Source organism: Thalassospira povalilytica, assembly GCF_002844235.1.
Lineage (GTDB): Bacteria > Pseudomonadota > Alphaproteobacteria > Rhodospirillales > Thalassospiraceae > Thalassospira > Thalassospira povalilytica.
Window position 1 is genome coordinate 1 of record NZ_PGTS01000002.1, and the last position, 13,912, is coordinate 13,912.

Sequence of the window (13,912 nt, forward strand, 5' to 3'; positions counted from 1 at the left end):
AAAACCGGCGCCAAAGCCGGAACCGGTGCCCACGCCCGAGGTTAAAAAGCAGCCTGAACCCAAACCGGAACCACAGCCGACCGAACTGGCTGCGGTAAAGCCCGACAGCAAGCCACAGCCGCCCAAACCCGAGCCGGTCAAAAAGCCGGAACCGAAAAAGGAAGAACCCAAGAAGGAAGAGCCGAAAAAGCGCGACCTGATGAGTGTTCTCAAGGATGTGAGCAAGCTGAAGGAAACGGCACAGGCAACCCCGGAACCGCAACCTGATCAGGTGCCCGAAGAAAACGCCAGCGAGGTCGTGGCAACCAGACTGGATGCGAATCTGACCATGAGCGAGCTTGATGCTGTAAAGCGCCAGATTGAAAAATGCTGGAGCCCGCCGGCCGGTGCCAAGGAAGCCGGGAGCTTTGCCGTTGAAATTCACGTCAGCGCAAACCCTGACGGAACCGTTCGACAGGCACGTATCAGTAATCTGAATGACATACAGGGCGATTCTTCTCGCCGTACGATTGCAGAAAGTGCTTTGCGAGCAGTGCTAAATCCGCAATGCAGTCCTCTAAAACTGCCGCTGGATAAATATGAAATGTGGCGCACATTCACGTTTAATTTCGACATGCGTGAAATGCTGGGCCTTTAATGATAAGTTCTTGAACACGCGTGGAAAATAGCGAGGCAGGATGACGATCAAGACCAACGCAGGAAAACGATTTTGGGTAAGAAGCAGTGTCGCGACACTGTGTGCCCTTGCCGTTGTCGCTGGCCTGAATGTCGGTTTCATGTCGCCGGCAAAGGCGGAACTCCGGATTGACATCACCCGGGGTGAACTCAAGCCAATGCCAATTGCCGTCACCCGCTTCCCGGGTGAAGGCGTTGCCGAAACCGAGATCGGCCAGAACCTGACACAGGTGATTGCTGCCGACCTCGAACGTTCGGGGCTGTTTGCACCGATCAATGAAAAGGCATTCATCCAGAGTGCCGCATCATTGGCGGTCAATCCGAACTTCGCCGAATGGCGCGCCATCAGTGCCCAGGCACTGGTCAATGGTCGTGTTGTTACGGAACCAAACGGATTGCTTCGTGTCGAATTCCGTCTTTGGGATGTGCTGGCAGAAACCCAGATGTCTGGTGTTGCCTACCGTACACAGCCCAATAACTGGCGCCGTATTGCGCACAAGATCGCTGACGAGATCTATAAGCGCATTACCGGCGAAACCGGATATTTCGACACCAGAATTGTGTATGTGTCTGAATCAGGCCCGGCCGACAAACGTGTAAAACGTTTGGCGATCATGGATCAGGATGGTGCAAACCACCGGTTCCTGTCGGACGGTCGGTTCCTTGTGCTGAACCCGCGTTTCTCGCCGACAGCACAGGAAGTGGTCTATATGTCGTATTTCAACGACAAGCCACGCGTCTATGTTTTGGATATCGATACCGGCGAGTTGGAATTGCTGGGCGATTTTCCGGGGATGACTTTTGCGCCCCGATTCGCGCCAGACGGGAACTCGGTTGTCATGTCGCAAGCGCTTGACGGGAACAGTGAAATTTATGAACTGGACCTGCGCACGCGCGAAAAGCATCAGCTGACGCGTCATGCCGCCGTGGATACCTCGCCTTCCTATTCGCCTGACGGTTCGCGCATTGCGTTCAACTCTGATCGCAGTGGGTCACAACAAATTTACGTGATGAATGCAGATGGTGGTGGCGTTCAGCGTATCAGTTTTGGTGGGGGTCTTTACGCCACACCAGTCTGGTCGCCACGCGGAGACCTGATTGCATTCACCAAATCACAAGGAGGTAGGTTCTATATCGGTGTCATGCGGCCAGACGGCAGTGGTGAAAGGCTGCTGGCCGAAGGGTTCCTCGTAGAGGGACCAACATGGGCTCCGAACGGAAGAGTGTTGATGTATCACCGCCAGCACCCGTCCAGGGACGGGACCAAGGATCGCTATCGTCTGTATTCGATAGATCTCACAGGTTATAACGAGCGAGAGATCGTTACACCTGCGGATGGGTCGGATCCAGCATGGTCACCCTTGATTCCCTGATATCTCAAGAGTATAGTCATCGCGAAGCACTGAATGCGATTCGCTTTTATCGCGGGCATTTTCGGTGTCGCGAGACATGGAAAACACCAACCTCGGGCGAATGCGTCCGGTGTTAAGGGGAAAACTTAAATGAAACTTCGTATTCTCAGCGTTTTTGCTGCTGCCGCTCTTCTGGCTGCATGTGAAACTGCACCTGATAGCTCTGCGACCACTGGTGGCGAGGGTGTATCGACTGTAAACCAGCCGTCCACCAGCACGTCGCTGTCGGAAAGCAGCCCAGAGTGGTTCGCTGTTAACGTTGGTGACCGCGTCTTCTTCGGCTTCGATAAATACGATCTGGCTGGCGAAGCACGTCGCACCCTCGAACTGCAGGCCGCTTGGCTGAAAAAATACCCGCAGTACAAAGTTGTTGTTGAAGGTCATGCCGACGAGCGCGGCACCCGTGAATACAACCTTGCACTCGGCGAACGTCGCGCGAACTCGGTTAAAGATTACCTGATCGCTCTGGGTATCGACCCGTCGCGCGTTGAAACCATTTCTTATGGTAAAGAACGTCCGGTCGCTCTTGGCCATGACGAAGAAAGCTGGGCGAAAAACCGCCGCGCTGTATCGGTTATCCGCTAAGCGCGTGCAGGTGAAAGCCTGACTTGAATACCAAGGCGCCTGTCCCGTCCGGGGCAGGCGCCTTATTTTTGCCGCCTGAAAATGTTGAAAATGTCATCGTGTCCTGTTCATAGTGACGCAACAAAGACAGCATTGACGACAAAGGACCTGATAATGATCCGAGTTCGACCCACCACTGAATCGCACCTTGCTGCCTGTGCCGCGATCCGATCCGATCGGGCCAGTGCCACGGGTTCACGCGCAACAGGGGCCGCAACTTCGCGTAAAGGCCGCCGGATTCTTGTGGCTTTGGCCATGGGTACCGTGTTTGCCATGACGTCACTTGGATCAGGAACGGTCCACGCCCAGGACGCCAACATGTCCCGCCAGGTCGAACAACTGCGCAAGGATCTCGATCTCTTGCAGCGTTATGTCTACCGCGAAGGGACCGGTGGCGCAGGTGCGGCTGCCGGTGCTGCCGCATCTGGTGCCGACAGCGCCTCAACCCCGGCAGCAGCCCGCCAGCAGGTTCAGATCAATGAACTTCAGCGCAATGCGTCGCAACTGACCGGGCAACTCGAACAGTTCGATTTCCGTATTCGCAAGATGGAAGAACGTCTGGAACGTCTGGTTGCCGATATCGATTTCCGTCTTGGCCAGCTTGAAAATGGCGGTGCCATGTCCGGTGCGGCCCCGTCCGGTGCTGCGCCGCTGGCTGCGGGGGCTGCTGATGGTCCGGCGCCGACCGGTGATGCGGTCGCATCAAGCGAATTGGGCGGATCGGCAAGTGGCGAACGTCTTAATGAACGTGGCACCAAGCTGTTTGGCGTGATCGAAAGCGAAGGTCAGCCGCCAAAAATTCCGTCCGGTCCGTCGGGCAATGTGTCTGCGGCATCGACCCAGTCCGCATCGGTATCGGCGTCAACCGGCACCCCCGAAGAACAATATCGCGAAGCCTTTGGCCTGCTGCGCAAACAGGATTTCCCGGCTGCCGAAAAGGCGCTTAGCAGCTTTGTCGCCCAGCACCCCAATGACCCGCTGGCGGGCAATGCGCAATACTGGCTGGGCGAAACCTATTATGTGCGCGGACAGTATGAAAATGCCGCCATCGCCTTTACCGAAGGTTTCCAGACCTATCCCGACAGCACCAAGGCACCGGATAATCTTCTGAAACTTGGCATGTCGCTGGCCAATCTTGGCAAAAACGAAGATGCCTGCACCGCATTTGGTCATCTGATTGATAACTTCCCGAATGCATCGAATGTTGTCCTTGATCGCGCCCGTCAGGAACGCAAAAGCCGCGGTTGCGCGCAATAGGCCATTGGCAACAGGCATGTCATGACCGACAGCGTCCCGAACAGATCCGAACATGCTGCGGCGTCCAGTGGAACTCCACTGGACGCCGTTGTCTTTGAAAAGCTGATGGCCGAATTTGCCCCGTTCGAAGCAGCCCCGGTTGTGGGTGTCGCGGTTTCGGGGGGCGCAGACAGCATGGCACTGGCGTTGCTGGCCGATGAATGGTGTCGGGCGCGGGGCGGGGCAATCCTGGCAATTACTGTCGATCACGGATTGCGCGCCGATTCCGCCCAGGAAGCGCAATGGGTCGGAAACCAGCTTTACGAACACGGGATTGAACATGTCATTTTGCGATGGCAGGGCACCAAACCGTCGCGCGCGGTGCAGGAACAGGCCAGACGGGCGCGCTATGATCTGATGGATCAGTTGTTGGCCGATCGCGGTATTTTCCATTTGCTGGTGGCCCACCATGCCGGTGATCAGGCCGAAACAATTGCCATGCGCGAAATGCGTGGCCCAACCCCGCTGGGGCAGGCGGGCATGTCGGCACGGCGCTTTATGAAACATGCCCGTGTGCTGCGCCCTTTTTTGGCCGTGGAAAAGGCCGATCTGGTCGCAACTCTTCAGAGCCGCCATCAAGCCTGGGTCGAAGACCCGTCAAATCGCAATGAAAAATTCGAACGCGTCCGGGTGCGCAACCGGCTTGCCGATAACTGCGGGCCATCATCATGCCGCGCGGATATTGCCGAGGAACGACGGACGCTTGAACAGTCGATCGGGCGCCTTCTGGCCGGGTGCGTAACCCTTCATGGCAATGGGGTTGCGCTTTGCGACCGGTCCCTGTTTATGACCGGGCATCACGACGATACCGCACGCATTTATGCCGTGGGGCAGGTGGTTCGAACGGCTGGCGGGGCGGGCTATATGCCGGCTTTTGATAGTCTCGCGGGTGCCTTGGCGCGGATTTCTGAAAATCCGTCCGCGCGCCTTAGTCTGGGCGGATGCGTTTTGCATGCGCGCCGCGATCAGGTTTGCGTGTATCGCGAACGGGGGCGGCTTGATGGTGCGGCAGTGCATCAGGTGGTGACGATGGATGTGCCTGCGGATGTCAAAACCGGATCGGTTTGTTGGGATAACCGGTTCGAATTGCTGCTAAATCGCGCCGATTTCGGGGGCTTGACCGATCCGTGGATCGGGCCGCTTGATCTTTGTGATGTGTTTCACACAAAGGCATTTCGGGCTGCATTGCGCGAAATCGTACCATTTATTGGCAATTTGCCGCGCGCGGCCCTTGCATCCATGCCTGCACTCTACGATAAAGAAGGCTTGCGATCCGTTGGCGGGCTTGAGGTTTCGGAGCTTTCCGACGTATTATCCGCCGCCGACTGTGAACCGCCTTCGGGCAGGGGAAAATTTGCATTTGGCGGGCGATGGCGGTTTGCACCACCAGTACCTTTGTGGGAAAGTGGTTTCAAATCGTCGCCGAAACCCGACAACCTACTTGCGTAAGCAGGGCTTGTGACTATCTGATGATCAAGCCTTGCGCAGGAAGTTTTGCGTCACGGCACACATAATTGCGACCAGTAGCTTGGAATGAATATGGGAAAAAATCTCGCACTGTGGGTTATCATTGCCATCCTTTTGGTGGCCTTGTTTAACCTGTTTCAGTCGCCCTCCGGACGGTCCGGCCAGTCGTCGCTGGCATTTTCGGACTTCCTTGCCGAAGTTGATACCGGCCAGATTTCGGAAGTCACCATCCAGGGCAATAATCTGACAGCAGAAACGCGCGACGGTCGCTCTGTTAATGTTTACACCCCCGATTATCCGAACCTTGTCGAAAAACTGAACGACAAGGGTGTTCGCATCATCGCACAGCCGGAAGAAAGCCTTTCGCCGCTGATGAGCGCACTGATCAGCTGGTTCCCGATGCTGCTGATCATCGGTGTCTGGATCTTCTTCATGCGCCAGATGCAGGGCGGCGGCGGCAAGGCCATGGGCTTTGGCAAGTCAAAGGCCAAGATGCTGACCGAAAAGTCCGGTCGCGTGACCTTTGAAGACGTTGCGGGCATCGAAGAAGCCAAGGGCGAACTTGAAGAAGTCGTCGACTTCCTGCGTGATCCCCAGAAATTCCAGCGTCTTGGCGGTAAAATCCCCAAAGGCATGCTGCTGGTTGGTCCTCCGGGTACCGGTAAAACGCTTCTGGCACGTGCAATCGCCGGCGAAGCAAACGTTCCGTTCTTCACCATTTCGGGTTCGGACTTCGTTGAAATGTTTGTTGGTGTTGGTGCATCGCGTGTCCGTGACATGTTCGAACAGGGCAAGAAAAACGCACCTTGCATCATCTTCATCGATGAAATCGACGCGGTTGGTCGCCATCGTGGCGCCGGTCTTGGCGGCGGTAACGATGAACGCGAACAGACCCTTAACCAGCTTCTGGTCGAGATGGATGGTTTCGAAGCCAACGAAGGCGTGATCCTGGTTGCGGCAACCAACCGTCCGGACGTTCTGGACCCGGCATTGCTGCGTCCGGGTCGTTTTGACCGTCAGATCGTTGTCCCGAACCCCGATCTTGAAGGCCGCGAACACATTCTTGGTGTTCATGCCCGCAAGGTTCCGCTGGGTCCGGATGTTGATCTGCGCACGGTTGCACGTGGTACACCGGGCTTCTCGGGTGCTGATCTGGCCAACCTTGTCAACGAAGCGGCCCTTCTTGCGGCCCGTCTTGGCAAGCGCGTCGTCACCATGGCCGATTTCGAAAACGCCAAGGACAAAGTCATGATGGGGGCGGAACGCCGTTCGATGATCATGACCGATGACGAGAAAAAGCTGACCGCCTATCACGAAGGTGGCCACGCACTGGTTGCCCTTCATACCCCGGCATCCGATCCGATCCACAAGGCAACCATCATCCCGCGCGGTCGCGCACTGGGGATGGTCATGCGCCTGCCGGAACGTGATCAGGTTTCCAAATCCTATGAACAGCTGATCTCGGATCTGGCTGTTGCCATGGGTGGCCGTGTTGCCGAAGAAATCATCTTTGGCAAGGACAAGGTCACCACGGGCGCATCTTCTGACATCAATATGGTGACTCAGTATGCCCGCAAGATGGTGACCGAATGGGGCTTCTCGGACAAACTGGGTAACGTCAAATACGTTGATAACCAGGAAGAAGTGTTTCTTGGTCACAGCGTCGCACAGCACAAAAACGTGTCCGAGAAAACGGCACAGCTGATCGATGACGAAGTCCGTCGTTATTCCGACGAGGCCTATGAATTCGCCAAGCGTGTTCTGACCGAACATCTTGATGACCTGCATGTTCTGGCCAAAGGTCTTCTGGAGTATGAAACCCTGTCGGGTGATGAAATCAATGCGCTGCTGCGCGGCGAGGAAATCAACCGTCCGGGCCATTCGACCGGCGGCGGCAAGGATGCAGGTGGTGGACGCCGTTCCACCGTGCCGAGCACCGGTGGTGCCCGCAAAGACAACCCTGGCGAAGGTGGCGGGGATCTGTCGCCGGAACCGCAACCGGGAAGCTAACGAAAGAGACTGATGGACGAGATCAAAAGATCGGTCCTGCGAAGCCCCGCCGATGTGCGGGGCTTTGCTGATTTTGATGGACCGCTTTACTACGCACCTACGGGTTTCATTGACCACGCCGATGACCCCAACACGCTTCCGCTGGCCGGATCGCGCCGCGGCTTTTCTGCGCTTGAGATCATCCGCCGCCGCGATGGTGGCGGGGCCGAAAGCATGATTCTGCCGCTGCTTGCCCTTGAAGGCTGGGTTCAGAACAGCGGACGTGTTGACGAAATCAACAATGTTCTGGATCGCCTGATGGCCAAACGGCCGGAATATGCCGGGCTTGATATGGCGACCTGCCATGTCATGGGCATCATCAATGTGACGCCCGACAGCTTTTCGGACGGTGGGGATTACAACACCACGTCCGATGCGGTTGCACGCGGTCGTGCCATGGCAAAGGCCGGGGCATCGATCCTTGATATCGGTGGCGAATCAACCCGCCCCGGTGCGGCTAATGTGTCCGAAGACGAGGAAATTAACCGTGTGGTTCCGGTCATTCGGGAACTCGCAGCCGACGGTCATGTGATTTCGATCGATACCCGTCATGCCTCGGTGATGGAGGCCGCACTCGACGCCGGGGCCGCAATCATCAATGACGTTACCGGGCTGGAAGGCGACGAACGGTCAATGGAAGTCGCCGCCGCATCGGGCAAACCCGTCATGCTGATGCATATGCAGGGCGAACCGGGCACCATGCAAGCCGATCCGCAATATGATTGCGCGGTTCTTGATGTCTATGACTATCTGCTGGATCGTATTGAAAGCTGCGAACGGGCAGGGATTGCGCGCGAACGCATCTGTGTTGATCCGGGTATCGGTTTTGGCAAAACGCTGTCGCACAATCTTGAACTGCTGTCGCGTCTGGCGATCTTCCATGGTTTGGGCTGCCCGATCCTGTTGGGGACGTCGCGCAAATCCTTCATTGGCAAGATCGACCCTGATGCAGATCCCAAGCAGCGCCTTGGCGGGTCTATTGCATCGGCGGTCAATGGCTGGCGCCACGGGGTTCAGATGATCCGCGTCCATGATGTTCAGGAAACGGTGCAGGCACTTTCAGTGTCCAGCTCTACCTCTATGGTATAGCCGATAAGACCTTTACACTCACTGGCTGTATAGCTTGTGATTTTTAACGTTTCGATTAAAAGGCAAGATCATTCAAAAGGTTGGGGACTTCTTACCCAACCTGATGTGGTCTTGCCTTTTTCTGTTTGGATTCTGGCATTTTCTGACCTTTGACGGTTGGGGCTTGCAGAATAGGGCACATCGTCACATACCAGATATTGAATGAATACAAGTGGCACAAAGCCACAACTCTTGGTTGGCACAAAAAAGCAAACGCGAAGGTCTTTGTATGAACGGAATTGGCGGCCTGACGCAGCCTGATTTCAGCAGCGTCACATCCGGCCGGGATGCTATGACACAGTGTGTATTTGTCGTTGAAGACAACACAGACCTGAACAAGGATCTGTGCGAGTATCTGGAAATGTGCGGGTTTGACGTCGTGGGATGTGAAACCGGCGCAGCCTTCTATCGTGCATTGGAAACCAAGCAACCCGACGCTGTTATTCTTGATATCATGCTGCCGGATGCGGATGGCTATGAACTGGCAAAACATGTCCGCAAGACGATTGATTGCGGGATCATGATGCTGACATCGCTTTCGGGCATGGATAATCATCTGACCGGTTACAAATCCGGCGCGGATGTCTACCTGACCAAAGACAGCCCGCTTTCCGTGATCGAGGCCGCCCTTAAACCGTTGATGCGCCGGACAACCCGCAGCGATGTCGACTCCGGTCCCGAACAGGCCGGACTTGAAGGCGGTTGGGTTCTCGACATGCTGAACTGGACTTTGCGCAATCCCAACGGGGATGAAGCAACCCTGACCGCGACCGAACGCACGATCATCAAATTGCTGATCGAAGCAAACGGTGCCTGGTTGACCCGCCCGGAAATCGTCATTGAACTTGGCAAGGCAGACACGGCGGAAAATTGCCGTAACCTTGATACCGCCATCCGTCGTGTCCGTCAGAAAATCCTCAAGGAAATCGGCGAAGAACTGCCGGTCAGAACGGCCTATGGTCGGGGTTATGCCTTTACCTCGACCGCAATTGTTCAGGGTGCGGCTGACGCGTCCTGACTTTTCGGGCATATCGCCCCGTTCCGGCGTCCGATACCTTGCACTGGATAGCTTGCGCCCGATGCCTGCATTTTGCTGTGCCGGACCTTTGGGCGTTGTTGGCGGCAGTGAGGGCGGGGGATTGTAAATGGCCCGTCTTACGGTTCGCCCGCGCCGGTTTCTTCACAGGGCAGCAACAGACAAAGCTCGATCCCCAAACGTCCCTGGTCACGCAATTTGATCGATCCGCCATGGGCATCGACGATGCGTTGGGAAATATGAAGGCCAAGGGCACTGCGCATGGATTTGGCTTCCATGTTCTGACGAAACAGCGCATCGCCGATCAATCTGATTTCGTCATCATTTAATTCCGGCCCGCTGCACGGAATGGCGATTTCAACCATCGCGCTGCTATGACGCACCACCTGGATGTGCAGTGGGCGACCATGGGCGAACCGGCGCGAAGTTTCGATCAGATTGGTAATCGCAAGCCCGATCAGGGTTTCATCAATAAAGGCCTCGAACCCGTCCGTATCGTGGCAGGTCACAAAGATTTCCGCCCCTTCGCGGGTGGTGTTGGCAACGAAATCTTCCATGAACCGGTTAATCGCGACCAGTTCGCGCGCCAGCGACAATTCCTGATTATCAATGCCATCCTTGCTCAGGAAAATGTCAACCAGACGGGCAAGCTTGCGGGCCTGTAACTGGATCCGTTCCAGACGATCCATCACGTCACGCGTCCCGCCCTTAAGGCGCAGCATCAGCATTTCGGCCGACCGCTGAATAACGGCAAGCGGGGTGCGGAATTCATGGGACAGCATGGAAATCAGTTTGCGCTGTTCTTCGACAAGCGTCGTGGTTTCCGATGCCTGCCGCGAAATTGACAGGCGTTCGCTGTTCATATGAAACAGCCGCACCGCCATCAAAATGCCCATGCCGACAAGATGCAGCACAAGGGTATATTGATGCAGCCCGATGCGCAGCGGTGTTGCATCAATCCAGCCGCTATGAACAAGCTGAAGCGTGATCCCCGCTGCGGTCGGAATGGCCAGAACAGCCAGATAGGCCCAGTTGAGCCAGGAATGGATATCCTCGATCAACCGTTTGACCAGAAACAGGCACATCATCGCCATGAACAGCGCATGACTGGGAACGACATAAGTCCCGAACCACGTGTAATAGCGCCCGCCACCGGTCAGGGTAAAGGCCAGGACAAACAGGGCATAACAGCATGACAGCTTGAAAATCAGTGGATGGCGTTTTCGAATGTCGGTGATGTAAAGCCATAAAAACGCAATTGCCGCATGCGACAATATGTTGGTTTCACTCAACAGGAAATCATTCAGCCACGGAATTTCCGGGCTGATTTCGCTTAGGACCAGCCCGTTGACAATCGCAACCACGGCCCCGACCGTGACAATCCAGCAGCCATAAAGCGACACCACATAGTCGCGCGCAATCAGACCGAACGTGAAATAGGCAATGCCAAGTGTCACCACCAGCCCGAAAAACACATTGGTCGTCAAATTCCGATAGGTCAGGGACGTGATCAGGGCGTTGCTGGGCCAAAGCTTCAACTGCATCATATTGGTGCTGTTGCTTTGCACCCGGATATACATCTCATACTGGCCCGATATCAGCGGCGGCAGGGCCGCAATATGGGTGCCGCCCTTGTACGGGCGGGCACTTGCCGGAATATTGTCACCAAGATTTACCGTCCAGACAGGCTGATCGTCGCCCTTGGCGAACAAAAACACATCAATGAAATCCAGGTAGGTTGGCGCAAATTCAAAAAGCGCCTGATTGCTAACCGGCGCATCGATGGAAAGCGCCATCCGGTACCAGATGATATCCTGCGTATAGCCAAATGACGGAATATGTTCGGATGGCGCGAAACTCTGATCGGGCAGGGCAAGGATCTCGCGCAATGAACGATGGCGCGATTTGTCGACATAGGACCGGATAAACGGTGTCAGGTCGATTGCTGTTTCAAGACGCCCCGAAAGAACCACCGCACCATTTTGGGATGCGGACCCGGTTTGCGCAAATGCGGATCCGGAACCGCCGATAAATCCGCCTCCGATCCCGAAGGGCAGGGCGCAAACAATCGCAAATATCACCGCACCAACCATCATCGCGATCTTGTGCAAACGGTCCGACAGGTGACCTGGCATCATGGTTTTGCGCATGTTACCGGTCCTCTCCGCGGGATTTGGGGCGAAACTTGCCGGGAACGCCAAGATATATTTCGTTGGTGCGCGCAATCGTTGCTTCGTGGTTATAGGGGATCTTTAGCAAAATGGTCGTGCCGCCGCGTTCACCGACACTGACCGATAATGTGCCCTCATGGGCTTCGACAATCTGGTTGGTGATATGAAGTCCCAGACCAACCCCCTGGGTGACCGAAGATTCCCGGCCACGATAAAACGCATTAAGAACATTGCTGAGATCTTCCGGGGGAATGCCCGGTCCTTCATCCAGAACCCGGATATAGACAAACCCGTTTGCCGCCCGGTTACACGCAATCCATACCGGTGATCCCGGTGCATATTTGCGGGCATTTTCAATCAGATTGACGATCGCCCGTTCCAGAAGAATGCGATCAACCTCGACAATTGCGAATTCCGAATTGATCAGATTGACGTTCTGTTCGGGGACTTCCCGGGTGCGCCGCGCGATCAGTTCGCTCAGGAAAAGGTCAATGGCGACCGGTTGGCGCGATGTCGTAAAGGTCGCGCTATCAAGTGTTTCCTTTGTCAGGAACGCATCGACCAGTCCCGATAACTGTCCGGCATTGCTGCGGATGGTGGCCAGTCGGGTGTGGACCGCTTCCTGTTCGTCACGAAGATGCAGGCCGAGAATTTCCGCCGACCGCTGAATGATGGCAAGCGGGGTGCGGAATTCATGCGACAGCATGGTAATAAAGGTGCGCTGTTCCCCGGCAAGCTGATTGGCGCGCTGGCTGTTCTGAAATGCATCCAGACGCCGGTTGGCAAGCGCATAGGTGCGATACCCCATGGCAAGGGCCACCATGACAAGATGCACCGTCGAACTTGCCGAATAGATATTGCCGGTAAAGGCATTGATCGGCACAAGCCCCATCAACATCAACAGATGCACAATCACCGCAAGTGTCGGCACGCCAAGCGCCACCAGAAGGAAACTCAACCGTGCCAGGCGCTTCTCGCGATAGCCGATCATCACAAAATAGACCAGCAACACAATCAGCAAAAAGATGTCGGGAACGAAGAACAGTTTGGCAAAATAGATATAAAGATCGGATGTCGACGTCAGGAACCCGCACATTGCCACACCGGCAAAACACATCATCACCCGGTACAGAAACCGGTTGTGACGGTTAAGCTCGACAATCGATGCCCACATCGCAAGACTGGTTCCAAGCGCAAGTGCCGTCCCCGTACCGGTAACGAAATCACTGGCAAGCGGCCAAAGATCTTTGAAAATCAGTTGCGCATAACCCGACGTGCCAAGATTGATCAAAAACAGCGAAAGAATATAGCCCGCATACCAGTTGATCGCGCGGTCACGTGTCAGAACCCCGAAGGTCAGATAAACCCCGAACGCCACCAGCAAAATGCCAAGATAACTGCCCTTGAGATAACTTTCAGAACCGGCATCGGCGATGACAACGGATTCCGGTGATAGCGTCACTTCAAAAACATGCGAACTGTTGGTTCTGACCGCCATCACCAGCCAGTAATGGCCCGGGCCCAATATGGGCCATTGCGCAATATGCTTTAACCCGGCAATCGCATCGGGCCCATTGGGGATGCGATCGCCAACGCGTCCCTCCCAGATGGTGCGACCGCTTTCTTCCGACAATACATACATCTGGATTTCATTCAGATAGGTCGCGCCAACTTCAAGATAGGATAACGCCTTGCTGTCGCTGTCATCGGCTTCGACAAGGAATGATGCCCGATACCAGATTGTCCTGTCGGTATAGCCGGGCCCCGGTGTGCCAAACACCTTTTCGAATTCGGAATCGGGAAGATTGACGACATCGGATGGAATGATGATCGACCGGTCGGTAACCATCCGTTCAAGAAACCGGTTCAGATTGACGGTGTTTTTCGGGCCATTGCCATCAAGAACAAAATGCTGGCGCAGTTCATGGGCATGGGATGGCGCTGTCCGGGAAACAAGCACACCGCAACCGATTGCCACGATCATCGCAAGCAATGCCAGATTTGTGCGGAAAACCCCCAAAATTCCCCCGGTTTCAAGCCTTTAAAACATGTCG

10 protein-coding genes are annotated in these 13,912 nt (G+C 55.5%); 8 read left to right on the forward strand and 2 right to left on the reverse strand.

What is annotated here, in order from left to right; translation table 11 throughout:
* The 8 genes from CU041_RS04265 to CU041_RS04300 all read left to right on the forward strand — a co-directional run.
* Positions 1-637, forward strand: a 637-nt coding sequence (locus tag CU041_RS04265; protein WP_101245929.1) for an energy transducer TonB, incomplete at its 5' end; no start/stop codon positions are given.
* A gap of 40 nt (positions 638-677) precedes the next feature.
* Positions 678-2,048: a Tol-Pal system beta propeller repeat protein TolB gene (gene tolB, locus CU041_RS04270; RefSeq protein WP_068518112.1), complete on the forward strand. Its 1,371-nt coding sequence runs from the start codon at positions 678-680 to the stop codon at positions 2,046-2,048.
* Between the two features lie 129 nt (positions 2,049-2,177).
* Positions 2,178-2,672 (forward strand): peptidoglycan-associated lipoprotein Pal, encoded by a 495-nt coding sequence (pal, locus tag CU041_RS04275; RefSeq protein WP_068518111.1) that lies wholly within the window; start codon positions 2,178-2,180, stop codon positions 2,670-2,672.
* Between the two features lie 294 nt (positions 2,673-2,966).
* Complete coding sequence (gene ybgF / locus CU041_RS04280) at positions 2,967-3,968, forward strand: tol-pal system protein YbgF (RefSeq protein WP_233433002.1); 1,002 nt, start codon at positions 2,967-2,969, stop codon at positions 3,966-3,968.
* A 21-nt stretch (positions 3,969-3,989) separates the two neighbouring features.
* Positions 3,990-5,456 (forward strand): tRNA lysidine(34) synthetase TilS, encoded by a 1,467-nt coding sequence (tilS, locus tag CU041_RS04285; protein WP_101245931.1) that lies wholly within the window; start codon positions 3,990-3,992, stop codon positions 5,454-5,456.
* A gap of 84 nt (positions 5,457-5,540) precedes the next feature.
* On the forward strand, positions 5,541-7,484 hold the full coding sequence (gene ftsH / locus CU041_RS04290; RefSeq protein ID WP_068518109.1) for an ATP-dependent zinc metalloprotease FtsH: 1,944 nt from the start codon (positions 5,541-5,543) through the stop codon (positions 7,482-7,484).
* 12 nt (positions 7,485-7,496) lie between these two features.
* Positions 7,497-8,612: a dihydropteroate synthase gene (gene folP / locus CU041_RS04295; RefSeq protein ID WP_101245932.1), complete on the forward strand. Its 1,116-nt coding sequence runs from the start codon at positions 7,497-7,499 to the stop codon at positions 8,610-8,612.
* A 331-nt stretch (positions 8,613-8,943) separates the two neighbouring features.
* Positions 8,944-9,669: a response regulator transcription factor gene (locus tag CU041_RS04300; protein ID WP_228195907.1), complete on the forward strand. Its 726-nt coding sequence runs from the start codon at positions 8,944-8,946 to the stop codon at positions 9,667-9,669.
* A gap of 137 nt (positions 9,670-9,806) precedes the next feature.
* Here CU041_RS04300 and CU041_RS04305 read toward each other — a convergent pair whose 3' ends face one another.
* Positions 9,807-11,837, reverse strand: coding sequence for a sensor histidine kinase (locus tag CU041_RS04305; protein ID WP_101245933.1), 2,031 nt, complete (start codon positions 11,835-11,837; stop codon positions 9,807-9,809).
* A gap of 1 nt (position 11,838) precedes the next feature.
* Entirely contained in the window at positions 11,839-13,878 is a 2,040-nt protein-coding gene (locus CU041_RS04310) for a sensor histidine kinase (RefSeq protein ID WP_101245934.1), read from the reverse strand.
* Between the last annotated feature and the right edge of the window lie 34 nt (positions 13,879-13,912).